A 25,784-nucleotide genomic window follows, 5' to 3' on the forward strand; every position below is an offset into this window, starting at 1 on the left:
CGCTCAGCGGGCCGTGGTGGTGCCGGATTCCATCACGAAATCCAGGTGCCGGAACCGGTTCAGCGTAAAATTCGCCATCAGCGGGTGCGGCTGGTTTCTGGCGATCAGATGCGCCAGCGTCAGGCCGCCGGCAGGGATGGCCTTGTACCCGCCCCACCAGCCAGCCGTGACAAACAGCCCCTCGATATCCGTCGCGGACATGATCGGCGAGGCATCATGCGCAATGTCCAGGTGCCCGCCCCATTGCCGCATCAGCTTGAGTTTCTTGAAACTGGGGAACAGTGACAGCATTGCTGTCACCGTATCCTCGAAGACGTGCTGCTTGATGTCCCGGCGAAAGCTCTGCCCCATGTCGGGCGCGCCGCCGATGACCATCTCGCCCTTGTCGGACTGGCTGAAATAGAACCCGCTATCGGGGCAGTTGACGATCACGTCGACCAGCGGCTTGACCGGTTCCGAGACAAAGGCCGTCAGGTTCATGGTGCGCAGCGGCAATTTCAGCCCGGCGGTTTCGGTGATTGTCGTCGTGTGTCCCGAGACGGCCACCGCCACTTTGGGCGCGCGCACGGTTCCCCGATTGGTCTCGACCCCTTCGATGCGGCCATCCGCACCACGGATCAGGGACAGAACCGAAGTCTGCTGGTGTATTTCGACCCCCAACGCATCTGCCCCCCGGGCATAACCCCAGGCCACCGCGTCGTGCCGGTTAACGGCGGCATCCGTGTGCACCATCCCGCCAATCACCGGCAGCCGGGCATCGGGACCACCCCCGGTCAAGGCCGGGATGCGGCGGCGCAGCTCCTTGGTTGAAATCTGCTCATAGGTCGATCCGTAGATGTCCATGGTCAGTTGCCGGCGACGCAGTTCGCGCAGTTTGGGATAGGTCTGCACAACATCCACCATGGTGCGCTTGGAGTGCATCATGTTGAAATTCAGCTCTTTTGTAAGCCCGTCATACATCGCCACCGACTTGACGTAGAACGGGATCGATTCGTCCCGCATATAGTTCGACCGGATCGTGACAGTGTTGCGGGCGATGTTGCCGCCCCCCAGCCAGCCCCGCTCCAGTACAGCCACGTTTGTGACGCCGAACTCCTTGGCCAGATAGTAAGCGGTGGCCAGACCGTGGCCACCGGCGCCTATGATGATGATATCATAGTCAGATTTCAGGGCTGGACTCCGCCAGGCACGAGGCCAGTTCCGATGTCCGGTCAGCGCGTTCCTTGCGAGAGAAAAGATGGAGTAGTTTTGCATGATGGTTATATTATTTACTCTTGATAACTTCTCGTCAATATTTTTTAGCGGCTCGGGTACGTTTTCGATCTGGACGACCGGATGATCCGTTGAAGGTTCGGATGTGATCGTTCATTCCAGCGGCCTTGCTTCGAGACAGTTGTGCAATGAAGTGTCCGTTTTGTACGTATTCGACGCGCCCTGTTGTCCAAATTGTGCTATCTCTTGCGAGGAAATCTTTTTCTTGGTAAGAAAATATTTGACCGGCAGTTAATCACCGCACGTCGTGGCGAAACCCAGAATACCCAGCCCCGGAGGTCCTTATGCAAAACGATCTGATTGGCAGTGAAAGTTTCATTCGCAATTGCTGGTATGTCGCCGGGCGCAGCGCGGATTTCGGGCGCGAGTTGACGGCAGCCAAGTTGCTGGGCGAAAGGGTTGTGATTTTTCGCGGCGAACAGGGCGAGCCGATCGCACTGGAGGACGCCTGCCCGCACCGGAAGCTGCCGCTGTCACGCGGACGGATTGAGGGCAGCACCGTGGTCTGCGGCTATCATGGACTGACTTTCGATTGCAGTGGCGCCTGCGTCGCTGCACCAACCCAGGAGGGCGCCATCCCCAAACGCGCCACGGTTCGGTCTTATCCGGTCGTGGACCGCTGGGGGTTTTTGTGGATCTGGATGGGCGACGAAGACAAGGCCGACCCCGCCACCATCATCGACATCCCAAATTTCGACAATCCGCAATGGGGACGCACCCCGCTGGGCGCGATGTCGATGGCCTGCAACTATCTCTATATCACCGACAACCTGCTCGACCCCAGCCATGTGGCCTGGGTGCATGTAACCTCATTTGCCGGGGCGGGAACAGACAACCGCCCGCTTGAGATGGAAGAGGGCGACGACCATGTCACGATTTTCCGCTGGATATCGAATGAGCCGCCGGCTCCCTATTACGCGCCACTGCTGAGCTTTGGCCCCAATTGCGACCGCAAGCAGCACTATGAATGCCGGGTTCCCTCGATCGCGATCAACAAATCGATCTATGCCCCCGCCGGGACCGGAGGTCAGGACAAGGCCCTGCCGCCCGAAACCTTCATGAATATCTCTTACAATTTCATCACGCCGGTAGACGCGGGGAATTCGCTGTATTTCTGGTTCCAGCACCGCAATCAGCATGCCGGGGACGAAAGCATCGACACACATATGTTCGAAGGGGCCGTCATGGCCTTTACCGAGGACAAGGAGGTGCTGGAGGAGGTCCAGACCGGCATGGCCGGGCGGACGACGCCTTATCTCAACCTCGGGCTCGACGCGGGCGCCATGCGGTTTCGCCAAAAGGTCGCCCGCCGCGCCGAAGCGGAGCAGACGGCACTGGCCGCTGCGGTCTGATGCCGCAACATCACCCGGGCGGTGGTCACCGGGCATTCTTGATCCCCGGGATAGGGCGGCCATAATATGCACGCGTTGAATCGTGGGCAAAGGGCACAGGCAGCAACCATGGCGGCAGGATCGGGCATAGACGCGGAAATCGGGCGCACGCTGAACCGACTGCGAAGCGAAAGATCACTGACGGTCACCCAGCTTGCCGCCAAGGCGGGGTTGTCCACCGCGATGATCTCGCGGATCGAAAACGGCCATGTCTCACCATCACTGTCCACCTTGCAGGCGCTGGCAGATGCCCTTTCGGTGTCGCTGATGGCGCTGTTCTCGCACAGCGACAGTGCTGCGGATGTGCATTACGTGAAGACAGGCCAGGGTCTGCCGTCGCGTCGCCTGACCCCCGACCACGCGCATGATTACCTGACGCTGGGCAAACACAGCGGGCCCAGCGGCAATTTTCAGGCCTCGCGCATCCGGATATTGCGGGAAAACTCGGGCACATTGCCCAGCTATCAGCACGAAGGTTACGTCTTTATCTACATGATCGAAGGCAAGGCGACCTATGACTGCGGCGGGGAGTTGTTCGAAATGTCGCCCGGAGACACATTGAGCTTTGACGCCAAACTGCCGCACGGGTTCAAGGAAATCCTTTCGCCAGCAGTCGAATTCATCACCACGTCCACCCGGCCGGCGTAACCGGCATATCGTTCTTTGTTCTTGAGCTTGCCGGTGAGGCACGGCACCCTGATTTGCAGCAAGTAGCTGATGACAATTGCGGGGACGCCATGCGAACGGTGGATGAACAGTACTGGCACGACTATTACCGGGTTCACAACGAGGCGCGCTTTGTCGAACTGGTGGATACCTTCTATGACCCGAACGCGATCTTCGAGAACCCGCACAGATCGTTTCAGGGACGCGACGCGCTGATCGATTATTTTCAGACGGCGGGCGCGGTCGTGAAGCTGACACTCAGCCCGTTGGAGATCTGGATCAAACCCGAAGCGACCGCGACAGAACTGCAATTTTCGGCGGAGGCGCGGCAGGACGTTCCCGATTTTGTCACCGGACCTCTGCGCGCGGGCGAGGTGGCAAAGATACACATGGCGGCGACCTATCGCATGCGGGACGATCTGATCGTTCATGCCTCGGTCTATTGGGGGCGAGAATGGGGATAAGGCATTTGGAGCGACGGACGTCTGCCTGGTACGCCAGGCAGCCGTAGCCGATTGTGGCCAGACCCCAACAGTACTTCGCAAGTTGCTTTAATGACCCAGGAGCTGGCTGAGGAACAGTTGCGCCCTGTCGCTTTGAGGGTTGCTGAAGAAAGCTTCGGGTTCAGCCACTTCGATGATCTCGCCCTCGTCCATGAACACCACCCGGTCCGCCACCTTGCGGGCAAAGCCCATTTCATGGGTCACCACCACCATGGTCATACCCTCTTCGGCCAGCTCAATCATCACGTCGAGCACCCCGGCGATCATCTCGGGGTCCAGTGCCGAGGTCGGCTCATCGAACAGCATCACCTTGGGTTTCATGCATAACGACCGGGCGATGGCCACCCGCTGTTGCTGGCCGCCCGACAGTTGCGACGGATATTTTTCCGCCTGTGCCGCGATATGGACCCGGTCGAGATAGTGCATCGCCAGTTCGGTCGCCTCTTTCCGGGACACGCCACGATTGCGGATCGGGCCCAGGATCAAGTTGTCGAGAATGGTCATATGCGGGAACAGGTTGAAGCTCTGGAACACCATGCCAACCTCGCGGCGGATCTGTTCGATGTTCTTCATGTCCGGCGACACTTCGACACCGTCGACCACGATCGTTCCCTTCTGGTGCGCCTCAAGCTGGTTGATGCAGCGGATCATGGTGGATTTGCCCGACCCCGAGGGGCCGCAGACCACAACCTTTTCGCCTTCGTGCACGGTCAGGTTGATGTCGTACAGCGCACTGAATTCGCCATACCATTTACACATGCCGGTGATTTCAACCAGCGGCTTGCCGGATGTCGTGTGCAACATCGGTGTCTCCTATCGGCGGCTGCGGGCTGCGCGGCGTTCAAGCCAGGCGAACAACACCGCAAAACTGTAACACAGGACGAAATACATGCCGCCGACCAGAATCCAGGTTTCAAACACCTTGGTGGTCGTGGCGGCGACTTCGGTGGCGAGGAAGGTCAGTTCCTGGATCGAGATGAGCGACACGATGGCGCTGTCCTTGATCAGGGTGATGAACTGTCCGGCCAGTGGCGGCAGGATCTTGCGGATCGCCTGCGGCAGGATCACGTCGCGCAGCACACTGGTGCGGGACAGGCCGATGGCGCGCGCGGCCTCCCACTGGCCCTTGGGCACCGACTGGATGCCAGCGCGGACAATCTCGGTGACATAGGCGCCCTCGAACATTGCCAGGCACAGCAGACCGGCAAGGAAGTTGGACAGCAGGCGCGGGTCACCGAACAGGAAACGGAAGACTGGGTTGTCCACGAGACCGCTCTGGGGATTGATATCTTCCAGCCCAAGCGCGGGGAACAGCTGGCTGGAGATGAAGAAGAAGAAGATGAAGATGAACACCACCGGTGGGATGTTCCGGATCAGCTCGACATAGCAGCGGCTGATGATCCGGAGGGTGAGGTTCTCGCTGGTGCGCCAATAGCCCATGACGACCCCGATCACCGTGGCCAGCAGGGTGGCCCAGACCGCCAGCCGCAACGTGGTGAACAGGCCCGTCATCAACAGGTTGGCAACCCAATGGCCCGTTTCCGGGTCATAGCGGACCAGAAATCCCAGAACCCGCGACCAGTCCCAGTTGTAGACCAAGACGTCGTTCACCCGATAACCCGCATAGGCCACCAGCCCGATCACCAGCGCAAAGAGCGCGTAGTCGACCGGCGTCAGGCGTTTGCGCGGCAGAGCCGGAGGCGGCGTGTTTCGATCCATCTTCCTGTCCTGACTGGCCGGAGGCGCGCGGGGCGCCTCCGGGGAGTGGCGTTACTGGCTTTCGGCGACCATGTCCTTCCAGGCCGACTGATCCTTGAACCAATAATCATGGGTTTCCTGCAGCCAGCCGTTCGAGGTGTTCACCACGATCCAGTTCGAGAAGAAGTTCAGCGCATCGGCATCACCTTTGCGCAGGGCAAAAGCCTCGTCACCTTTGCTCAGGTTCTCGCCGTCATTGGCGACGAATACTTTGTCGGAATGCGCCTCGGACCAGAAGCGCGGTTTGGGCGCCGACGAGATCATCGCGTGCGCGTTGCCATTCACGACCTCCTGGAACGCCTGGGCGTCGTCGTCGAAACGGCGCAGGTTGGCTTTTGGAAACTGCTTTTGCGCCAGATTGCAGGGAGTGGCGCCACGGCGGCAGGCAATGGTCACGGAAGCGTCGTTGTAGTCCTCAAGCGTGGTGAATCCGCCCGCCAGCTCCTGGTTGGCGGCCATCTGCTGACCCGAATGCGCGTAGGGCGTGGTGAAGTTCACCGTCAGGTTCCGCTGCGGCGTGATCGACATACCGCCGATAATGATGTCGAATTTCTTGGCGATCAGCGCGGGGATGATGCCGCTCCATGCCGTAGGAACAAACTCGACTTCGACGCCCATGTCCTCGGCCACCTTCTTGGCGACGTCGATTTCAAAGCCCATCAGGTTGCCTTCCTTGTCCCGCATTGCCCACGGCACGAAGGTCGCCATACCAACCTTGAGTTTGCCGCGTTTCTGAATTTCGATCAGAACGCTTTCCTGATCCTGCGCCGCCGCCGAATTGGCCGAGACGCCAAGGCTGGTCGCGGCGATCGCGGCCGCGGCGAGCAGGCTTTTGACTGGTTTCATGAATTTCATTGGGTTTTCCTCCGATGTTGCGGTTGATGTCCTGTTTTCAGGACTTATCGTTTGCTCTTGTTCAGGGATCGCTCAAACAGGCTAACGCCGATCGACAGAGTCAGGGTCACGGCCAGATAGATGCCGGCGACCAGGAACCAGACCTCGAACGCCATGAACGTGTCGGCGATCAGGTTCAGACCCGCCGTGGTCAGTTCGGAAACCGCGATGACGCTTACGATAGCCGAATGCTTGATCAATGAAATGATCAGGCCCGTGAGTGGCGGCAGGATCAGCGGCAGCGATTGCGGTATGATGACAAATCGGTATTTGTCAACGATGTTCAGCCCGATGGCGTCGGCGCCCTCGTACTGGCCCTTGTCGACCCCCAGGATACCGCCGCGAATGATTTCCGCGGCAAAAGAGCCTTCGAAAAAAGCCAGGCACAGGACGCCGGCCCAGAACCGGTCGATACCAAAGATCGGCGCCAGCACGAAATAGAACAGAAACAGCTGAACCAGCAGCGGCGTATTGCGGATCGCCTCGAGATAGGTTGTGGCGATGACCCGGCCGGAAGTCGAGTCGGACAGGCGCGCAAAGGCGGTGACAAAACCGATCAGAACCGCGAACACTCCGGCAATAGAAGCCAGTTTGAGGGTCTGGATCAGACCGCGAACCAGCGGCCCCCAGATGATTTCGCCGTCAATGACACGATAGAAGAATGGCTGAATCCGATACCATTGCCAGTTGTAGTCCATGGCCTGGGCGCCCCGCCAGATCAGGAAGCCAACGACCGCGAACACCAGAACCGCCTGCCCGATCTGCCACAGCGTGCGGGAGAGTTCGGCCAGGTTCAATTCGGTCTTTTCGCGTCGCCGTCTCTCGCGGGGCGTTGCAGCCCATACACGTCCCGCCATACCCACTCCTTGCCTCGCAGCGTTAAAACATGTCTCGCAAGTATCAATTTCAAATTATAGCTTTGTCAACATATTTTGGGAGTTTATTTGCAAAAATACTATGGATAGACTTATTGATTGTACCTGCGCCGGATATTGGAGAAATTGAGACCCTATGAAAATAACGTTCAGACAGGTTGACGCCTTCCGCACCGTCGTTTCGACCGGCACTGTGACCGAGGCGGCATCGATGCTGCGAATATCGCAGCCGGCGGTCAGCCGGCTGATTTCGGATCTGGAGGCCGAAGTGGGCTTTTCGCTGTTCCAGCGATCGGGCCGGGTTTTGGTTCCGACCGAAGAGGCCCGGCTGCTGGTCGAGGAGGTGCGCCAGGCCGTCAGCGGAATGGAGCATATAAAAGAGGCCGCAACCGCCATTGGCAAATTTGGCCACGCGCGGCTGAGCCTGGCGGTGACGCCCGGTGTGTCGTCCCAGCTTGCCCCCGAATTGATCGGGAAATTCGCTGCGGCGCGTCCCGAAGCCATGGCCCGGATGGAAATCGCGTCAAGCGACGACGCGGTCGAATGGATGGTGTCGCAGAACTATGATTTCGGAATCACCACGATGGAGCCCGCCAACCCTTCATTTGAAAGCATGGTGATCAAGGACAACGACGTCTATTGTGTACTGCCCTCCGGTCACCGGCTGGCGGGAAAAACCATCGTGCATGCCCGCGACCTGGCTGGTGAAAGCTTTATATCCTACATGCCGTCCTCGCGGTTCCGGTTCGAGATCGACCGGTTTTTCGAAGCCAAGGGAGTTGAGCGCCGGATGCAGTACGAGACCCGAACGACCGATGTGATCTGCCGTTTGGTCGCCCGGGGGATGGGCGTTTCCGTGGTCGGGTCCGACAGCGAATACCTGAAGAGCTTTACAGATTGTGTGGCGCTGCCCTTTGCGGCGCCGCTCAATTTCCGTGCGGTCCTTTTCTGGTCGAAGAACAAGCCGGTTTCCGCCGTTGGCGAATCTTTTCTGGAGATCGCCCGCGCCGGTCTCAGCGACGACGGTTGAGCGCCTGACGGAAGGTTTCGCGCGCGCCGGCGCTGTGAATATAGGCATAATCGCGCGGATAGGGCTCACCCGCCACGAGATCCAGGGCCACGAATTGCGGGCCGGGCTGGCGCAGGATGTCGGGCAGCGCCCGTTCCAGATGGTCCAGCGAGGCGATGCGGCACGATCCGGCATAGCCTGCGGCCAGCGCCATTGCGTGGAAATCGACCTTGTCGGCCCCGGGCAGCGGATGGGCGCCGTTGACTTCATAGACCCGGTTCACCGACAGGAAGTGATAGAGGTTGCCGACCCCGGCATTGGCGATGGTGACCAGCGATCCGAGGTTCATCAGCAGGCTGCCATCGCCGTCAAGCACGATCACCCGGCGGTCGGGATTGGCCAGCGCCAGCCCCAGCCCGTGCGAGGACGCCTGCCCCATCGCGCCCACCGCCACATAATTCAGGTCGCGCGGATTGAGCGCCAGCCAGTCGAAACAGGTCTGATAGACGGCGACCACGATGTCCTCGTCTCGGACATGCGGGATCAGGGCTTTCAATGCTGTGTCACGTTGTAGGGTCATGATGCTTCCGGGGGGCGGCCAATCAGGAAGATGTGCGGGCGCGACGCGGAATAGGCGGCATCGATCGCCTGCGGTATATGAGCGATGTCCCCGGGCTCCTCGATCAGGGAATGCGACATCTCCATCGCATCCAGCACCGGGCGGATGATCCGGACCCCGTAAGAGCCGGAACGGTCGGGCCGCAGGTGCGGTTCTTTCCCCTGCAGGCCCACCATCATCACGACGGGCAACTGGTAATCGACCCCGATGGCCCGGATCGCGTTCAGCGAATCCATCAGCCCGGTCTGCTGCATCATCAACAGGGCGCGGGTGCCGTTGTAGGACATGGCGCCGCAGATGCTGACCCCCTCGTCTTCCTTGCAAATCCGGGTCAGGCGGAAATCGGGATCACGCGAGATCGGCCACAGCAGACCGTCGCTGGTCACGATATCGGGAAGGGCCACGATCTCGCGCACATCCGACGCCTTGATCGCGGCGATGATCTGCGCGCCCGAAGGATGAGCGACCTTCGGGACGTCCTGAGTGATGGCGGCGCCGGAACCCATCAGCTGTCTCCTTTCAGAAACTGGGCGATTGCATCCCGCACCGCCGCGATTTCATGGGCATGGCCGATGCCGATGCGGATGTGGTCGCGATAGGCGGGCGATGCAAAGCGGCGAACCGCGATGCCCCGCTGCCGCAGGAACCGGTCGCAGGCCTCGGCGGACCGGCCGGCGTCGGGAAACTGCGTCAGAATGAAATTGGCCTGGCTTGGAACCACCGTCAGGCCCAGGCCGGTCAGTTCCGTCGTCAGCCACTCACGCCCGTGCCGGTTGGCGGCGCGGACGAATTCCGTGTGCGCCCGATCCTCCAGCGCGGCCACCGCCGCCGCCGCCGAGGGCGAAGCGACCGGAAATGTCAGCGCGATCCGGCGCACCGTGTCGATCACGTCGTCGGGGGCATAAATCCAACCGACACGCGCGCCTGCCAGCCCGAAAATCTTGGAAAAGGTCCGGCACATGACCACGTTGCCCGCCTCTTCAACCAGCTTGTGCGCGGGTTCGTAGTCGGCGGCGTCGACATATTCTTCGTAAGCGCAGTCGATCACCAGCAGACAGGTTTCAGGCACCGCCGCATGCAACCGCCGCACCTCTGCCCCGTTCAGATAGGTGCCAGCGGGGTTTTCCGGATTGGCGAGATAGACGATACGGGTCCGGTCGGTGATCGCTTCGATCATCGCGTCGACCGAGGGTTTGAAACCCTCATCCGGCACCGAGATCACCTCGGCGTCGTTGGCGTGGGCGTAATTGGGCACCTTAAGGTAACCGTTGGCGCTGCGGATCAGTTCGGTTCCGGGACCGAGATAGGCCCGCGCCAGCCGGGCCAGCAGGTCATCCGAGCCTTGCCCAGTGGTGATTCGGGTCTCGTCCAGCCCAAAATGCGCGGCAATCGCGGGGGCCAGAACCTGGTCCGGACTTTCCAGATAACGCTCGATCCCCGTTACCGCGGCACGCGCCGCCGCCAGCGCGTCGGGGCTTGGGCCGAACGCGCTTTCGTTCGAATTGAGAAGTATCGAGGCCGGCGGCACCGCTTCGGATTGAACGCCGATCATATGCGGCTTGATCCTTTCGATTCCGGCTTTGGCGAGAACAGCGGTCATCAGTTTCTCCGTTCGAATTTTTTCTTTCATCACACGATTACATCATTTTTGCAATTCGCTTGCAAAAAAATTATGATAGAAGGGTGCAAAAGACCGCTATCGGAAGGAGAGGGAATGCGTTTGCCCGATCTGAACAGCAGACTGAAATCGACCATCGACCTGGATGCGCCGGGTTTGCAAACGGGTGATCTGATGCTGCGCTGGTCGGACAATACCAACCCGCTGGGGTATCACCCGATCCCGATTATCAGCCTCAAGGGAAGCCCCGGACCGACCGTCCTGATCCTGAGCGGCACGCATGGCGACGAATTCGAGGGTCCGGCCGCGATCCTGCGCCTGGCAGCATCGCTGAATGTGACACGGCTGACCGGTCAGGTGCTGCTGCTTCCGGCGCTGAATGCCCCGGCGCTGGCAGTTTCGGCGCGGGTGTCGCCGCTGGATGGCGGCAATCTGAACCGCGCCTTTCCCGGCGACCGGGACGGCGGTCCCACCGGCATGATCGCAGATTTTGTCGAGCGTGTCCTGATGCCCCGTTGCGATGCCGTGATCGACCTGCACTCGGGAGGCAAGGCTTCTGTCTTTGCGGCCTGTGCACTGGCGGGACCCTATGACGACCCGGCCCTGACCGCGCGCAGCCGGGCGCTGGCGCAGTGCTTTGGCCTGCCCCTGATCTGGGTACTGGGACGGCATAATGACGACCGTTCAGTCAACGCCGCGGCGGCCCGCGCCGGTGTGCCGATGATCGCGGCAGAGCTGGGCGGCGGCGGCGGTGTCGATCCGTATGTCACCGATCAGGCGGAAACCGGTTTGCGAAACTGCCTGATCCATCTGGGGCTGCTACCAGGCCGGGTACCCGATTTGCCGTTGCCTCGGCTTGTTCAGGTGGCCTCGCCGCTGCATTCGGTCTTTGCCCCGTCGGACGGTCTTTTCGACCGCCGGGTCAGCGCGGGCGATACCGTCCAGGCCGGTCAGGTGGCGGGAACCCTGCGCTTTCCACTGGAGCCGGCACGGGCCGCCGTGACGTTGACTTGTCCCGAATCCGGCTTCGTTCTGGCCCACGGTAATCGAGGAATAGTGCGGCGGGGCGAGTTGCTGGCGCTGGTGACACGGGACTTGCCCTCCGACCCGCCCGCCGGAGCGGGCTGAACACGTATCCACCTCGCCGCTTTTGCCGAGCGGATCCGTATGCGTCATGAACGCAGACGAATGCCGCTTGCGTTTTGGCATTTCGGATCTCGGCCCGCCGGAAGCCGGAAGAGATCGTTTCATCAAGCATCAATTTGATACAACGCAATGTGCGCCGCCATGGTTGAACTTAAACTCCGGAGGCATCGTCAACAGCCGGGCACCCGTCCATGAAAATGACGACCAACTCAATTCTGCTGATTGCCGCTCTCCTGATTGCGGGCGCGGCGGTGTATGTATTCGTCGTCGAAAACGGCGAGGCGCTGCCGCCCGGCTTCGTTCACGGCAACGGGCGGGTCGAGGCCGAACAGGTCGAAATCGCACCGACCATCGCCGGGCGCGTCGCGCGGGTCTTGGCGGCCGAGGGCGACCTTGTCGCGCCCGGCGATGTTCTGGTCGAGATGGATACGGATGAGCTTTCGGCCGCGCTTGACCGGGCCCGGGCCGAAGTTGCCCTGGCGCGTCAGGCCAAAGCCGAAGCCGAGGCGGTGGTTGTGCAGCGCCAGAGCGAGCAGCGCAGGGCGAAGCAGGAATTTGATCGCGCCACAGCGTTGCTGGCCGGCCAGACCATCTCTGAAACCGTCTTTGAGGCGCGCGAAACCGCCAAGGAGGTCGCCGAAGCGGTGCTGGGGGCCGCCAAAGCCCGTGTTGCGACCGCCGAAAGCCAGATCGTGGCGGCCGAGGCCGAGGTTCGGCGGATCGCCGCGCAGATCGACGACAGTTCCCTGTTCGCGCCCACGCCCGGTCGCGTTCTCTATCGGCTGGCGGAACCCGGTGAGGTCGTGGGCGCGGGCGAGCCGATTCTGGTGCTCCTCAGTCTTGAAAACGTCTATATGGAAGTGTTCCTTCCGGCCCGCGAAGCGGGGCTTTTGGCCATCGGAGCCGAGGCCCGCATCGTGCTTGACGCCCTGCCGGACTATGCCATTCCGGCCACCGTCACATTTGTCTCTCCGGAGGCGCAGTTCACGCCGAAGCAGGTCGAGACGATGAGCGAACGCGAGCAGCTGGTCTTTCGCGTCCGCGTTCGCATTCCGCAGGATCTGGTCGCCAGCCGGATCGAACATGTGAAAACCGGTCTGCGGGGGATCGCGGTTATCCGCCTCGCCTCGGGCGGCGCTTGGCCGGAGGCGTTGGAGCGGCGCATTCCACCTGAGTTGTTCGAATGAATGCCCGGGCCGCCGCGATCCGTGTCGAAGGCGTCACGCACCGGTATCGCAAGGTTACCGCGCTGGACGGGCTTTCGCTGGAATTGCCCGCCGGGCGGCTCATAGGGCTCATCGGGCCGGATGGGGTCGGCAAATCGACCCTGTTGGGGCTGATCACCGGCGCGAAAAAGCTGCAGGCGGGATCGATCGACGTTCTCGGGGGGGCCATCGGCGATCCCGCGCATCGCCGCCGCGTGTGTCCCGCAATCGCCTTCATGCCGCAGGGACTGGGCCGCAACCTTTATGCCGAGTTGTCGGTGCGGGAGAACCTGGAGTTCTTTTCGGGCGTCTTCGGACAGAGCCGGGAGGAGCGCGATATTCGGATCGCGGCGCTGTTGTCGGCGACCGGGCTTTCACCCTTTGCCGACCGGTTGATGGGCAAGCTCTCGGGCGGCATGAAACAGAAGCTGGGGTTGTGCTGCGCGCTGATCCATGATCCGAAACTTCTGGTGCTGGATGAACCGACAACCGGCGTCGATCCGTTGTCGCGCCGTCAGTTCTGGACGCTGATCGATGCGATCCGGGCGGACAGCCCCGATCTCTCGATACTGGTTTCGACCGCGTATATGGACGAGGCCCGGCACTTTGACCAGATCGTCGCCATGGATGCGGGGCGCGCGCTTTTTCGGGGCGACCCGGCCGGGATGCAGGGCGACGCCGAGGACCTCGAGACCGCCTACAGGCGGCTCAGGGCGCGGCAGGGGCCACGGCCCGCCAAGGATGAACGGCCCCGCCATCTCGCCGACGGCGAGCCGGTGATCACAGCGCGGGGCCTGACCCGCCGGTTCGGCGATTTCACCGCTGTCGATGGCGTCGATTTCTCGATCCATCGGGGAGAAATCTTTGGCTTTCTCGGATCGAATGGCTGCGGCAAGTCGACGACCATGAAGATGCTGACGGGCCTGTTGCCCGCAAGCGCCGGTGAGGCGCTGCTGTTCGGCAGACCGGTTGACGCGCGGGATCTCGGTTTGCGCCATGAGATCGGCTATATGAGTCAGGCGTTTTCGCTCTATGGCGAACTGACCGTTCGTCAGAACCTGCAACTCCACGCCCGCATTTTCGCCATTGACGACCGGGAAGACCGGATCGGGGAACTATCGGAACGCTTCGGTCTCGACGCGTATGGCGACATGCTGGCGGCGGCGCTGCCTTTGGGCATCAAGCAGCGTCTGTCCCTGGCGGTTGCGGTGATTCATCGACCGCGCATTCTTATTCTGGACGAACCGACATCGGGCGTGGACCCGGAGGCGCGCGACTCGTTCTGGGCGCTGCTGGTCGAGCTTTCACGTCAGGAGGACGTGACCATCTTCGTCTCGACCCACTTCATGGCAGAGGCGGAAAGATGCGACCGGGTTTCGTTCATGCACGCGGGTCGGGTTCTTGTCGAGGGCACACCGAATGACCTGATCGCGGCGCAGGGCGCCGACAGTCTGGACAGCGCGTTTGTCGCCGTGCTGGAGGCCGCCGACCCGCCGGCGCCGGTATCAGTTCCGGAAGTTCCGGCCAAGGCTGCGCGGGCCGCGCGCGGGGGCGGGTTCGGCCGCATGCTGGCCTATGCCCGGCGTGAAACGGTCGAGGTGTTGCGCGACCGCGTGCGCCTCGCCTTTGCGTTCCTGGGATCGGCCCTGCTGATGCTGGTTTTCGGATTCGGGATCACGCTGGATATCGAAGAATTGGATTTCGCGGTTTTTGACCTGTCGCAGAGCCCGGAAAGCCGGGCCTATATCGCCGAATTCGAGGGGTCACGGTATTTCCGGCCCACGCCCCCGCTGACCTCTGCCGAGGAAGGCCGCCGTCGGCTAATTGCGGGCGATGTCTCGCTGGTCGTGGAACTGCCGCCAGATTTCGGACGCAAGCTGCGGGCGGGCGAACCGACCCAGGTGATGGCAATTGTGGACGGGGCAATCCCTTTCAAGGGCGAGACCGTGGAGGGTTATGTCTCGGGGCTGCATCAGACCTTTCTCGACGGCCCGGCCATCGGCAGCGGTGCCCGCGAAGCTGGAATTGCCCGGATCGAGCCGCGTTTTCGCTACAATCCGAGCTTCGAGAGCATCGCCGCGATGGCCCCCGCCATGCCCGCGATCCTGCTTATCATGTTGCCTGCCGTGCTGATGGCGGTCAGCGTGGCGCGGGAACGGGAACTGGGCTCGGTCATCAATTTCTATGTGACCCCGACCACGCGGCTTGAGTTTCTGGTCGGCAAGCAGATCCCCTATATCGCAATTGCTTTCGCGAACTTTCTGCTGCTGACCGGAATGACGATCCTGATTTTCGGGGTGCCCCTGAAAGGTAATCCCGCGCCGCTGGTGATCGGCGCATTCCTGTATGTCTGGGCAACCACGTCCTATGGCTTGTTGATCGCGACCATGACATCGAGCCAGGTGGCCGCGACCTTTGCCACGGTCATCGCCTCGGTTGTGCCCACCATTCAGTTTTCCGGCCTGTTGCAACCGGTTTCGACGCTGGAGCCCGGCGCACAGGTGATCGGCTCGCTCTGGCCGTCATCCTATTTCCTGCATCTGAACGTCGGAGCATTCACCAAGGGGCTGAGTTGGGAGGCGCTTGCCCCCGATATTCTGGCGCTGGCCTGTTTCGGGCCGGTATTCACCGTAATTGCGGCCTTGTCGCTGCGGGCACAGGAGAAGTGAATGCGGCGGCTGAACTGCATCTTCTGGCTTGGTTTGAAAGAGATGATGAGCCTGCGCCGCGACTGGGTGATGATGGCGCTGCTGGTCTGGTCATTCACTCTGTCCCCGATCATGGAGGCGACTGGAATCGCGACCTCGGTCAACAACGCCTCGATCGCGTTTTCGGACGAGGACAATTCCCCGCTGTCGCGCGCGCTGGCCGCGGCCTTTTTTCCGCCCGAGTTCCAGCCTGTCGTGCAGATCGAGCCGGGGACCGGCGCGGCCGAGATGGATGCAGGGCGTTTCCTTTTCGTTGTGGCGGTTCCTCCGGGCTTCGAAAAGGATCTTCGCGCCCGCCGCACGCCGGAAATTCAGGTTCTCATCGACGCAACCGCGATGGAACAGGCGGGGATCGGTTCAAGCTATATTTCCAACATACTGGGCACCGAGATCCGCCGCTTTGCCATCGGCGCTGACCTGCTGACCGCAACGCCGGCCGGCATCGTCGTGCACAGCGCGTTCAATCCGAACCGCGATACGGTCCGTTTTGCCGGCGTCGTCGCGCTGATCGGTCAGATCATGTGGCTGACCACGATCCTGACGGGTGCCGCCATGATCCGCGAGCGCGAGCACGGGACAATCGAACACCTGCTGGCGATGCCGGTCACACCCTTCGACATTGCGGCGGCCAAAATCTGGGCGAATGCCGCGGTGATCCTGGTCGCGGCGGCGCTGTCGCTGACCTTTGTGTTGCAGGGTTCGCTTGGAGTGGACGTTGCCGGTTCCAAGGTTCTTTTTCTGCTCGGCACGGCGCTTTTTCTGTTCACCGCGACTGCGCTGGGGGTGTTCCTGGCGACGCTCGCACGCTCCATGGCGCAGTTTGCGCTTCTGGTGATTCTGACGGTCTTGCCGATGCTGATGCTGTCGGGCGGCGAAACGCCGGTCGAGGGCCAGCCCGGTTGGTTGCAGGCTGGAACGCTGTTCCTCCCGTCCCGCCATTACATGTCGGCCAGCCAGGCGATCGTTTTCAAGGGGGCCGGGATCGAGACAGTCTGGCCAGAATTCTTGTGGATGGCGCTTCTGGGCACCGCGCTGCTGGCCACCAGCCTGATGCTGTTCAGGCGGTCGCTTGCGCAGGACAGTTAGCGCAGGCACCAAAGTTGAGTGTTTTACTCGGGCTGACAAGATATACGGTTTCTATCAGGTCTCTGACTCAACCACCCGGCCCTTCCGCGTCAGCGCATCGTTCGTTTGCTATCGGCCGGGCAAGCCATTGAAACCGAATGCCGAGGCTGAAATGGCGCCTGAAACGAGCGACGATGAAATCTGTGAAATTATCTGCCGTATGTTCGACGGGCAGGAACAATCCGGCATTCAGCTTGAATGGCTTCTGGGTGCCCACGGGCCTAATGCGCGCGATCCGATAGGTATGGCCCCGCCAACGGAGTTCACGTGGATAAAGTACATTAAAAAAGGAATGAAACCATATGAAATTCCATGATTTCCGCGCCATTCCATTGGCGCTTGGCATAGTCCTCGCCGCCTCGTCGGTACAGAGTGGGAACGCAGGCAAGGCCGGCGTCCTTGACACCTATGCCGACATCGCCGCCGCAAAATACCTCGACAGCCTGATCACCGCAAAGGAGTTGCAGGTGGCGGTCGACAAACTGGTAACCGCCCCCTCGGCCGAAGCGCTGGAAGCGGCGCGCGACGCCTGGCTGGCGGCGCGGATACCATATCAGCAGACCGAGGTTTACCGCTTTGGCATTGCGACCGTTGACGACTGGGAAGGCAAGGTGAATGCTTGGCCGCTGGACGAAGGGCTAATCGACTATGCGAGCGATGCCTTTGGATGACGCGACGGCGGTGTTTCAGTAACAGGAATAACCGCGTCGCGCCCTTGTGTGGGCGCGGCGATTGCCGCGCGACCGGGGGCAGAGCCTGGGTGCAATGGCCCTGTCATGTATCGGCTCTATATAACCGACAAGATTGGGTTTCAGAAAATGCGCGCAGCCGGGGTTCAGAAAATTACCAAGCCGTTTACCCTTTTGATAATATTTAGGATTGTCAGCGCTATAGCGCAGGCGGTGCCTTTGGACGAGCCGCATCTTAAGATCGTTCCGCGCACCGCCGAAGAACAGGCGCGGATCGACAAGGCGACGGCGCTTCCCGGCAGCTTTGCCGCGCCGCAACAGTTCGAGGAACTGTCCGCAGGGGCCGCCACCGTCCGGGCGCGCGCCGACCGGGATGCATTTTCATTGCCTTCGGGCAATATGGCCTTTGCGGATGAGCTGGATTTTCGTCTGGGCAATGGTCTGTTCCGCAAGATCTGGGTGTCATCACCATCCTCGACCAAAGCCTCGGACGGGTTGGGACCATTGTTCAATGCGCGCTCGTGCCAGCGCTGCCACCTCAAGGACGGTCGCGGTCACCCGCCCGAAGGCCCTGAAGACAAGGCCATTTCGATGTTCCTGCGCGTCTCGGTCCCCGGTGGAGAGGCCGGGACGACGACCGAGATCGAGGGTTATATCGGCACCACCCCCGATCCCAATTATGGCAGCCAACTGCAGGATTTCAGCCTGCCCGGGCTTCCGGCGGAATACCGGTTACAGATCGACTATGAAGAGGTCGAGGTTGCGCTGTCCGGTGGCGAGACAGCCAATTTGCGCCATCCGACCTATACCGCCGCCGATCTCGGCTATGGCCCGCTGCACCCCGAGGCGATGCTCAGCCCCCGTGTCGCGCCGCAAATGATCGGTCTGGGCCTGCTCGAAGCGATTCCGGCTGCCGATATTCTGGCCAATGCGGACCCCGACGATGCCGATGGGGATGGCATCTCGGGCCGCCCGAATGTTGTCTGGTCAATAGAGTATGAGAGGCCCATGCTGGGGCGGTTCGGGCTCAAAGCCGGCACGCCAACCATACGTCACCAATCAGCGGGCGCTTTTTCCGGCGACATGGGCATTTCCAATCCCCTGTTTCCCAATCCCTGGGGCGAATGCGCCGAGCGTCAGACCGATTGCCGCGCCGCGCCGCATGGGGATGGCGACGAACGGGTTTATGAGATTGACGAAGAAGGGATGGAACTGATCACGTTTTACAGCCGCAACCTGGCTGTGCCCGCCCGCCGTGATGTCGGTGACCCACAGGTACTGCGCGGCAAAGAGGTGTTCTTTGCCACCGGCTGCGGCTCCTGCCACGTGCCCTCTTATGTCACGCACCGTCTTGAGGGCCAGCCCGAACAGAGCTTTCAGTTGATATGGCCCTATACCGACATGCTGTTGCATGACATGGGCGAGGGGCTGGCCGATAACCGGCCCGAAGGCCGCGCCACAGGCCACGAATGGCGCACGCCGCCGCTTTGGGGCATCGGGCTGACGCAGCAGGTGTCGGGCCATACCTATTTTCTGCACGATGGCCGGGCGCGCTCGCTGCTGGAGGCGGTGTTGTGGCATGGCGGCGAAGCGGAAGCACAGCGCGATGCGGTAATCAACATGGCCCCCAAAGACCGCGCCGCGCTGATCCGCTTTCTGGAAAGCCTGTGACGAAACCCCTGATACCCGTTTGTCCGGCATTGTCATCTGCTGGTGGCGGCGACATGCGCGCCATCCGCCCAAGATGCCCGCTCCTAACCAAGATAATCGCGCAGGCTGGGAGGCGGGTTCTCAAAAAGCTGTGTGGTTGCGACCGGAGGATATGCCGTTTCATCCGCGACCAATACCGTCTGGCTGGCGATGCGGCGCGCATCCTGAGGGTCATGGCTGACCATCAACAGGGTGGTGTCGGTCTCGGCCACCAGATCGGCGACCAGATCCAGCATTTCCGCCTTCAGCGCGGGTCCAAGGGCGGCAAATGGTTCATCCAGCAACAGCAGTTGCCGCCGTTGCACCAGCACCCTGGCCAGTGCAACCCGGCTTTGCTGGCCGCCCGACAGTTCCGAAGGTTTGCGCCCCCCCATCTCGGTCAATCCGACACGGGCCAGGGCTGCCTGCACCTGTATCTGCTCGTCCCGGGAAAGACGCCCGCTCGGGCGCAGCCCCAAGGCAATATTCTGCGCGGCGCTCAGATGCGGGAAAAGATTGCCGTCCTGAAAGAGCATCGCCAGAGGGCGTTTGCCCGGAGGCAGATCGGTCAGATTCCGGTTTTTCCACAATATTTGCCCGCCTTTGAGTTCCCGAAACCCGGCAATGGTCTCGAGCAGCGTGGATTTTCCCGCTCCCGACGGGCCGACTATCGCAACGCTTGCCCCGGCCGCGATCTCCAGGTCGGCGCGAAGGATGAACCGGCCGTTTCCAAGAACGCATTTGTCAAGCTTCAGCATGCCAGCGCCCTCCGCGATCCAGGGTCCAGAACGCGCCCATGGACAGGATCAGCAGCAGCAGCGCGCCGCCTGCCGCCGCCTGCATCTGGTAAGCCCCCATCAGGCGGTAGATCTGAAGCGGGAGGGTGGCAATCTGCGCGTCCGCGAACAATGCGATCACACCGAGGTCACCCATCGAAAGCGCGGCGGCAAGACCTGCGGCAAAGCCGATCTGCGGACGTATGCGGGGCAGCAGGACGCGGGTGAAAAACACCCGCCCCCCCATATCAAGCGAAAGCGCAAGCCGCCCGTGCCGCGACACCGTATCGCGTGCGGCCGGCACAAGGATTCGCAACGCAAAAGGCAGCGCCATGACCGCATTCACCAGCGCCGTGACCGGCAGCGCCAATGTCGCGGGGTTTGCCACAGGCCGGATCAGGATGAAAAGGCCGGTGCCGATCACCAGAGGTGACGCGGCAAGACCCAGAATGCCGCTCAACTCGACGATCCCGAGGCGTCCGGTGGCCACGGCGGTGGCCATGGGCAGCGCCAGGGCCAGCAGGATGATCGTGCTGGCGGCTGCAACCAGCAGCGAAACCAGCGCCGCGCGAAAGACCGGAACAGGCAGTTCGGCCAGCCCTGAAAGCCCCGAAAGCACCACCGAGGCAAGCGGCAAGATCAGGAACACTGCCGCCAGCGCGATCCACAACGTATCGGCAACCGGTGCGCCGCCGTCCCAGCGGCGGATGGCACGGTCCAGACCCGCGCCAAACCCTTCGCCGCGCGAAAGTTTCAGGGCAGCCAGGGCAGCGGCGGCGGTCAACGCCAATTGCAGCGCCGATAAAAGCGCCGCGCGGCCAAGGTCGAAATCATATGTGAAGGCCTGATAGATCGCCAGTTCGATCGTGGTCGCGCGCGGCCCACCGCCCAGCGTCAGTGCGACCGCGAAACTGCTCAGGCAGATGGCAAAGATCACCGCCAGCACGCCGGGCAGGATACGCGCCAGCATCGGTGCCTCGATCAGCCGGAACATGGCCCACCCATCACAACCCAGTTGCGCGGCCAGCCTAAAGCGTTCGGCGGGGATTTCCTGCCAACCCTGAAGGATAAGCCGGGTCGCCAGCGGCAGATTGAAAAAGACATGCGCCAAAACCACCCCGTGCAGGCCGTAGATGCGAATGGGCGACAAGCCGAAAACGCCCAAAATGTCCGAAATCCAACCGGCGCGGCCAAAGACCTGCAAAAGCCCGAGGGTGGCGACGATGACCGGCAGGATGAACGGCGCGCCCAGCAAGGTGATCAGTGCGCGCCGGCCCCAAAACCGTCGCCGCGCCAGCGCGCGGGCGACCGGGACGGCCACCGCGGTGCTGATCACTGCCGACAGGACCGCCTGTGTCAGGGTAAACTGCAGCGCGGCCCAGTCGGCCGGACCAAAACCGCGCCCGGCCTCGGCCCGCAATGCCACCGCGGCCAGAGTACCCAGAATAAGCGCGGCCACCAAAGCCGCCGCGCCGATACCCGGGTACGGGTTTATTGGCTGAGCGCGCCCAGCCATTCCGTCAAAGCCTCATCACGTGCGGCACCCGCTTCTCCGGGCTGGAAAAACAATGCCTTCTCAGGTGTGTGCAGGGTTTCGAACCCTTCGGGCAACCCGGCAGACGGGGTCACGGCGGGATACATCCAGTTGGTGGTCGGAATGATCTGCTGAAACGCGTCGGACACCATGAAGTTCAGGAACTGGTCGGCCAGCTCCGACTGGTCGCTGTGTGCCAGTTTCGCGGCCACTTCGATCTGCATATAGTGGCCTTCGTCAAACGCGGCAGCGGCTTTGGAAGCGTCTTCCTCGACAATCAGGTGATAGGCGGGCGAGGTGGTGTAGCTGAGCACCATGTCGGCTTCGCCCTCAAGAAACAGCCCGTATGCCTCGGACCAGCCTTTGGTCACGGTCACGATATTGTCCGAAAGTTCCGCCCAGATCGCCGGTGCCTCGTCGCCATAGGCCGCCTTGACCCACAAAAGCAGGCCCAGGCCCGGCGTGGACGAGCGCGGGTCCTGAATGATGATCTTGGTCTCGCTGTCCGCCAGGTCACGGAAATTGGCGGGCGCCGGGGCATCCGCGTTGTGGACAAAGGCGAAATAGCCCCAGTCATAGGGCGCGAAAACCGGATCGTTCCAGTCGATGGGCAACGCATAGTCGGCGCTCGCCGCATGAGGTGCGAACAGTCCGGTTGCGCTGGCCGCCGAAATCAGGTTGGTGTCGAGGCCCAGCACGACATCGGCTTCGGATTTTTCTCCCTCCAGGCGGATGCGCGACAGAAGTGCCGCGCCATCCTCGACGCCGACAAGGTTCAGATCGCAGTTGCACACTGCTTCGAACGCTTCTTCGACCTGAGGGCCGGGACCCCAGTCGGAAACAAAGCTGTCATAGGTGTAGACGGTCAACTGGGGTTTGTCTTCGGCAATGGCCGACGTTGCACTCAGTAGTCCCGCAGCAATAATCAGATGTCTCATCTCATCCTCCATTGCGGCGACAGGGCAAGGATGGATGAAACCGCGACCTTTCCCTCCGCCGGTTCTAGCCGGTTCAGGTTCAACGGGTTTGCCGGTTGGCATCTCAGCGCGGCAAGCCACGCACCCCGAGGTGACGCCGTGATTAGGAGGAATCGGGAGCAAACACAACTGATTTCCCACCATGATCGGAATGCACCACGAATTCCTGGAAACGCTGGGAGGCGCCTTGGTTCCGACACGGCGCTGCCGGGGCCGGTTTTCCGGCCGGTTGCACTTGGAACCAGAGCACGGATGATCCCCTGCCCCGCACCCCGATCACGGCTCGCCGCTGCCGATCTCTTCCTTGCGTTTCGCGATATAGGCGTCCAGTTCCTCTCGCACGCCCGGGTCCATTGCCGGCGTCTCATAGTCGCGTAGCGCCTGCTGCCAGATCTCGGTGGCGCGCTGCAAGGCATCCCTGGCCCCGGCAGCTTCCCAGTTTTCATAGTTCTGCCAGTCGGACAGCATTGGCTTGTAGAACGCTGTCTCGTACCGTTGCATGGTGTGATCGACGCCAAAGAAATGCCCACCGGTGGGAACCGACTTGATGGTGTCCAAACCGAGTTCATCCTCGTCGAACTTCATTGGCTTGAGGAATTCCATCATGTTCTGAATGATTTCCACGTCCATGATGAATTTCTCATACGACGCGGTCAGCCCGCCTTCGAGCCAGCCCGCAGCGTGATAGACGATATTGGCCCCGCCCAGAACCGCGCCCCAGGTGGCCATCATCGTCTCGTATGCCGCCTGCAGATCCACTGCGTTTGACGCATTGGCGTTCGAGGTCCGATAGGGGATTCCGTATCGGCGCGCCAGTTGCCCGCCGACAATACTCGCCTTGGCGTTTTCGGGTGTACCGAATGCGGGGGCACCGGATTTCATGTCGACATTCGAGGTGAACGAGCCATACATGACCGGTGCGCCGGGATTGACCAGCTGGGTCAGCACCACACCGAACAGCGCCTCGGCATTCTGTTGCGCCAGCGCGGCGGGCAGAGTCACCGGCGTCATCGCCCCCATCAGCGTAAACGGCGTCACCGTGACCGGCTGGCCGTATTCGGCCATCGCGATCAGACCGTCGCCCATGGCGTCATCGAACAGACGCGGAGAGTTTACCGAGATGATGGTGATCACACCCGGATCGCCGCGCATTTCTTCGGGTTTCTGCCCGCGCGAGATCGCCATCATGTTGATGCCGTCCATCGCCCGCCCACGCCCGATGGCGGTGCAGTGAAAGCTCAGGTCGCTATAGGTCAGGTTGGCGTTGTAAGTATCCAGATGGCGGTTATTGGCGGGCATCTCGACCGGCGCCATCACCTGATTACCGATCAGGTGGATGGCGTTGAAATGATGCGCCAGACGGATGAAGTTGCAATAATCCCGATAATTGCCGGGTCTGCGGCCATTGATGCAGTCATGCACATTCGGCGGCCCGGCGACCAGGCCGAAATTCACGTGGTTGCCGCCAAGCGTGATCTGCCTGGCCCGGTTGCGTGAGGTCAGCGTGAATTCGGAGGGCACCGTTTTCAGCGCCTCGGCGACGATGGTCTCGTCCATGCGGATGATCTTGGTGTCGCGGTCGACGATGGCCCCGGCGCGGGCGAAAATATCGAGGACATTTTCGCCCATCACCCGGATACCGGCCTCGGACAGGATGCGCATCGAGGTCGAGTGCAACTGATCCATCTGTTCGGGGTTCAGAAGTTCGAACGGCGGATAGGTGTTGCGTACCCCCTGCCAGGGTAGTTGTTCGATCCCCGCCGCCGCCCGCCCGGATTTGCCGCGCCGTCCGCCGCTGCGCCTGTCTCGTGCCATTGGATCAGTATCCCCGTTGCGGATTGACGATATTGCCCAGCATCTCACCCTTTCGATACCGCTTCAGGTTTTCGGAAAACATCCGCACCGATTTCAAGTCCCAGCCGTCATAGACCGAACTGCAATGAGGGGTGACGATGACGTTTTCCAGTTCCCAGAATGGGTGTCCCTGAGGCAGCGGCTCGGTGACAAAAACGTCCAGCGCCGCGCCCCTGATCCGGTTCTCGTCCAGCGCGGCCAGCAGCGGCGCTTCGTCGATCACACCGCCGCGCGAGACATCGACAATCACCGCCGTCGGTTTCATCGCACCAAAGGCATCCGCACCGACCAGACCCTGCGTGGTTTCCAGCAACGGCACGCAAACGACAATGAAATCGGCGCGCGGCCAAAGATCGGACAGTGCCTCTATCCCGTGAACCTCATCGACGTTGGGTGTCGGTTTCGGACGGGCACGGACGCCAATGGTGGTCAGGCCCATTGCCTTGGTGCGCGCTGCGACCGCCTCGCCGGTCTTGCCAAGGCCGATGATCAGGACGGTCTTGCCGTCGATGGGCTCGACCTTGCCGCCGATCCATTCCTGCCGCGATTGCGCGGCACGGAAGCCGGGGAAATCCAGTGTGAAATGCAGCATTGCCCCCAAAGCGTATTGCGCCATCATGTCGGCGGCGACACCGGCGGCATTGGTGACGGTGACTTCATTGGGGTCCCACGGGGTCAGGTGATCGGTGCCTGAACCTCCGACCGAGGCCCATTTGACCTGAGGGTTTTCAACCAGCGCCGCGCGCGGGAAACCGGGGGTACCGGCGAACCGGACGGAAAAGACAACCTCGGCCCCGGTTTCGGCAATCATGTCCGGTAGCGCGTCATAGCTGTCGCAGGTGTGAATTTGCAGGTCCGGGTGCTCTTCGGCCAGAACCGCGCGGGCAGCGTCGGGGTTGTCGGTATGCAGGATCACGGCTGGGGATTTCATACGGGCACCTCGGGGTTGAATTCAGCGCTGGCGGTCGCCACCGCATTGGCGAAAAAGGCGGTGGCGGCGATGTCGAACAGCACGTCGAAACCCATCCCATCGCGGTCGTTGCGCCATGTGATCGCCTCGACATATCCAACGCGTGTCTGGGCGACCCGCCCGGTCGCAAAGGCGCCGGGCGACAGATCGACCGGGCAGATCTTGGCCAGCAGATCGAACAGGCGCGGGCCGCTCAGGTGCATCATGGCCCAGGTTTCCTCGCGCCAGGAATAATAGCCTTTGGGTGCGCTCGCGGCCTCCCACCGGGGGTACAGATCGCCGGGGGCGTCCAGCAACACCGCCTCTTCCCGGCCCAGCCGCAGGATGCCGCCCACGATTTCGTTGACTTCGGGCACCGTCAGCCCCTGCGATTGCAGAAACGCCACCGTACCACGCCCCTTGAGGCCGAAGCGCGGCGTGTGGGTGAAATCCCGCAGGACGACCGGCCCGGAAACCAGCGGCGTGCCTTCTGCGGCGCCCTTGGGGTCGAGCGGATAGATGCGCAT

Annotated in this window: 24 protein-coding genes, 1 pseudogene and 1 riboswitch; of the genes and pseudogenes, 11 read left to right on the plus strand and 14 right to left on the minus strand. The window is 61.8% G+C overall.

What is annotated here, in order from left to right:
* Nucleotides 1–3 precede the first annotated feature (3 nt).
* The gene (locus tag ACR0AO_RS14505) at nt 4–1,254 is read right to left on the minus strand and encodes an FAD-dependent oxidoreductase (RefSeq protein ID WP_480604751.1); all 1,251 of its coding nucleotides are present in this window, start codon (nt 1,252–1,254) and stop codon (nt 4–6) included.
* 302 nt (nt 1,255–1,556) lie between these two features.
* Between ACR0AO_RS14505 and ACR0AO_RS14510 the strand changes: the two genes are divergently transcribed.
* From ACR0AO_RS14510 to ACR0AO_RS14520, 3 genes are all read left to right on the plus strand, one after another.
* Complete coding sequence (locus ACR0AO_RS14510) at nt 1,557–2,624, plus strand: aromatic ring-hydroxylating dioxygenase subunit alpha (protein ID WP_480604753.1); 1,068 nt, start codon at nt 1,557–1,559, stop codon at nt 2,622–2,624.
* A gap of 108 nt (nt 2,625–2,732) precedes the next feature.
* Nucleotides 2,733–3,311: a helix-turn-helix domain-containing protein gene (locus ACR0AO_RS14515; RefSeq protein ID WP_480604756.1), complete on the plus strand. Its 579-nt coding sequence runs from the start codon at nt 2,733–2,735 to the stop codon at nt 3,309–3,311.
* 89 nt (nt 3,312–3,400) lie between these two features.
* Entirely contained in the window at nt 3,401–3,793 is a 393-nt protein-coding gene (locus ACR0AO_RS14520; RefSeq protein ID WP_480604760.1) for a nuclear transport factor 2 family protein, read from the plus strand.
* 87 nt (nt 3,794–3,880) lie between these two features.
* On the opposite strand, the gene ACR0AO_RS14525 is transcribed toward ACR0AO_RS14520, so the two are convergent.
* The 4 genes from ACR0AO_RS14525 to ACR0AO_RS14540 are packed head-to-tail and all read right to left on the minus strand — an operon-like array spanning nt 3,881 to nt 7,341.
* Nucleotides 3,881–4,636: an amino acid ABC transporter ATP-binding protein gene (locus ACR0AO_RS14525; protein WP_480604761.1), complete on the minus strand. Its 756-nt coding sequence runs from the start codon at nt 4,634–4,636 to the stop codon at nt 3,881–3,883.
* A gap of 9 nt (nt 4,637–4,645) precedes the next feature.
* On the minus strand, nt 4,646–5,551 hold the full coding sequence (locus ACR0AO_RS14530) for an amino acid ABC transporter permease (protein ID WP_480604763.1): 906 nt from the start codon (nt 5,549–5,551) through the stop codon (nt 4,646–4,648).
* Nucleotides 5,552–5,602: 51 nt separating this feature from the next.
* Complete coding sequence (locus tag ACR0AO_RS14535; protein WP_480604764.1) at nt 5,603–6,445, minus strand: transporter substrate-binding domain-containing protein; 843 nt, start codon at nt 6,443–6,445, stop codon at nt 5,603–5,605.
* Between the two features lie 44 nt (nt 6,446–6,489).
* Nucleotides 6,490–7,341, minus strand: coding sequence for an amino acid ABC transporter permease (locus ACR0AO_RS14540; RefSeq protein ID WP_480604766.1), 852 nt, complete (start codon nt 7,339–7,341; stop codon nt 6,490–6,492).
* 154 nt (nt 7,342–7,495) lie between these two features.
* On the opposite strand from ACR0AO_RS14540, the gene ACR0AO_RS14545 reads away from it, so the two are divergent.
* Nucleotides 7,496–8,389 carry a LysR substrate-binding domain-containing protein gene (locus ACR0AO_RS14545; protein WP_480604768.1) on the plus strand — a complete coding sequence of 298 codons (894 nt, stop codon included), beginning with the start codon at nt 7,496–7,498 and terminating at the stop codon, nt 8,387–8,389.
* On the opposite strand, the gene ACR0AO_RS14550 is transcribed toward ACR0AO_RS14545, so the two are convergent.
* From ACR0AO_RS14550 to ACR0AO_RS14560, 3 genes are read right to left on the minus strand one after another with little or no spacing between them, the layout of a single operon-like run.
* Nucleotides 8,373–8,948 carry a thiamine pyrophosphate-dependent enzyme gene (locus ACR0AO_RS14550; protein ID WP_480604769.1) on the minus strand — a complete coding sequence of 192 codons (576 nt, stop codon included), beginning with the start codon at nt 8,946–8,948 and terminating at the stop codon, nt 8,373–8,375. The genes ACR0AO_RS14545 and ACR0AO_RS14550 overlap by 17 nt on opposite strands.
* A complete protein-coding gene (locus ACR0AO_RS14555) occupies nt 8,945–9,493 on the minus strand; it encodes a decarboxylase (protein WP_480604771.1) in 549 nt (182 codons plus the stop codon). Before ACR0AO_RS14555 ends, ACR0AO_RS14550 begins: the two co-directional genes overlap by 4 nt.
* A complete protein-coding gene (locus ACR0AO_RS14560) occupies nt 9,493–10,587 on the minus strand; it encodes a pyridoxal phosphate-dependent aminotransferase (protein WP_480604775.1) in 1,095 nt (364 codons plus the stop codon). Before ACR0AO_RS14560 ends, ACR0AO_RS14555 begins: the two co-directional genes overlap by 1 nt.
* 114 nt (nt 10,588–10,701) lie before the next feature.
* Here ACR0AO_RS14560 and ACR0AO_RS14565 point away from each other — a divergent pair, with 114 nt between their 5' ends.
* The 7 genes and pseudogenes from ACR0AO_RS14565 to ACR0AO_RS14595 all read left to right on the plus strand — a co-directional run bounded on the left by ACR0AO_RS14565 (nt 10,702) and on the right by ACR0AO_RS14595 (nt 19,149).
* Nucleotides 10,702–11,733, plus strand: a complete 1,032-nt coding sequence (locus ACR0AO_RS14565) for a succinylglutamate desuccinylase/aspartoacylase family protein (protein WP_480604777.1) — start codon at nt 10,702–10,704, stop codon at nt 11,731–11,733.
* 209 nt (nt 11,734–11,942) lie between these two features.
* A complete protein-coding gene (locus tag ACR0AO_RS14570; RefSeq protein WP_480604779.1) occupies nt 11,943–12,938 on the plus strand; it encodes an HlyD family secretion protein in 996 nt (331 codons plus the stop codon).
* Nucleotides 12,935–15,625 (plus strand): ribosome-associated ATPase/putative transporter RbbA, encoded by a 2,691-nt coding sequence (gene rbbA / locus ACR0AO_RS14575; protein ID WP_480604780.1) that lies wholly within the window; start codon nt 12,935–12,937, stop codon nt 15,623–15,625. Before ACR0AO_RS14570 ends, rbbA begins: the two co-directional genes overlap by 4 nt.
* Nucleotides 15,626–16,750, plus strand: coding sequence for an ABC transporter permease (locus ACR0AO_RS14580; protein WP_480604782.1), 1,125 nt, complete (start codon nt 15,626–15,628; stop codon nt 16,748–16,750).
* Nucleotides 16,734–17,105: a hypothetical protein gene (locus ACR0AO_RS14585; protein WP_480604783.1), complete on the plus strand. Its 372-nt coding sequence runs from the start codon at nt 16,734–16,736 to the stop codon at nt 17,103–17,105. Before ACR0AO_RS14580 ends, ACR0AO_RS14585 begins: the two co-directional genes overlap by 17 nt.
* Nucleotides 17,092–17,457 (plus strand): annotated as a pseudogene (locus tag ACR0AO_RS14590) (imelysin family protein); the annotation flags it as partial. The gene ACR0AO_RS14585 and the pseudogene ACR0AO_RS14590, both read left to right, overlap by 14 nt.
* A 150-nt stretch (nt 17,458–17,607) precedes the next feature.
* Nucleotides 17,608–19,149, plus strand: coding sequence for a di-heme oxidoreductase family protein (locus ACR0AO_RS14595; protein ID WP_480604952.1), 1,542 nt, complete (start codon nt 17,608–17,610; stop codon nt 19,147–19,149).
* A gap of 83 nt (nt 19,150–19,232) precedes the next feature.
* On the opposite strand, the gene ACR0AO_RS14600 is transcribed toward ACR0AO_RS14595, so the two are convergent.
* From ACR0AO_RS14600 to ACR0AO_RS14625, 6 genes are all read right to left on the minus strand, one after another.
* Nucleotides 19,233–19,925, minus strand: a complete 693-nt coding sequence (locus ACR0AO_RS14600) for a thiamine ABC transporter ATP-binding protein (protein WP_480604785.1) — start codon at nt 19,923–19,925, stop codon at nt 19,233–19,235.
* A complete protein-coding gene (locus ACR0AO_RS14605; protein ID WP_480604787.1) occupies nt 19,912–21,459 on the minus strand; it encodes a thiamine/thiamine pyrophosphate ABC transporter permease ThiP in 1,548 nt (515 codons plus the stop codon). The genes ACR0AO_RS14600 and ACR0AO_RS14605 overlap by 14 nt, the downstream gene beginning before the upstream one ends.
* Nucleotides 21,435–22,415, minus strand: a complete 981-nt coding sequence (gene thiB, locus ACR0AO_RS14610) for a thiamine ABC transporter substrate binding subunit (RefSeq protein WP_480604792.1) — start codon at nt 22,413–22,415, stop codon at nt 21,435–21,437. Before thiB ends, ACR0AO_RS14605 begins: the two co-directional genes overlap by 25 nt.
* Nucleotides 22,416–22,447: 32 nt before the next feature.
* A riboswitch (TPP riboswitch) is annotated at nt 22,448–22,553 on the minus strand.
* A gap of 177 nt (nt 22,554–22,730) precedes the next feature.
* A complete protein-coding gene (locus tag ACR0AO_RS14615; protein WP_480604796.1) occupies nt 22,731–24,269 on the minus strand; it encodes a trimethylamine methyltransferase family protein in 1,539 nt (512 codons plus the stop codon).
* 4 nt (nt 24,270–24,273) lie between these two features.
* The gene (locus ACR0AO_RS14620) at nt 24,274–25,239 is read right to left on the minus strand and encodes a D-2-hydroxyacid dehydrogenase (RefSeq protein WP_480604798.1); all 966 of its coding nucleotides are present in this window, start codon (nt 25,237–25,239) and stop codon (nt 24,274–24,276) included.
* Nucleotides 25,236–25,784, minus strand: coding sequence for a hypothetical protein (locus ACR0AO_RS14625; protein WP_480604800.1), 549 nt, complete (start codon nt 25,782–25,784; stop codon nt 25,236–25,238). The genes ACR0AO_RS14620 and ACR0AO_RS14625 overlap by 4 nt, the downstream gene beginning before the upstream one ends.

The organism is Ruegeria sp. AF8, assembly GCF_056541825.1.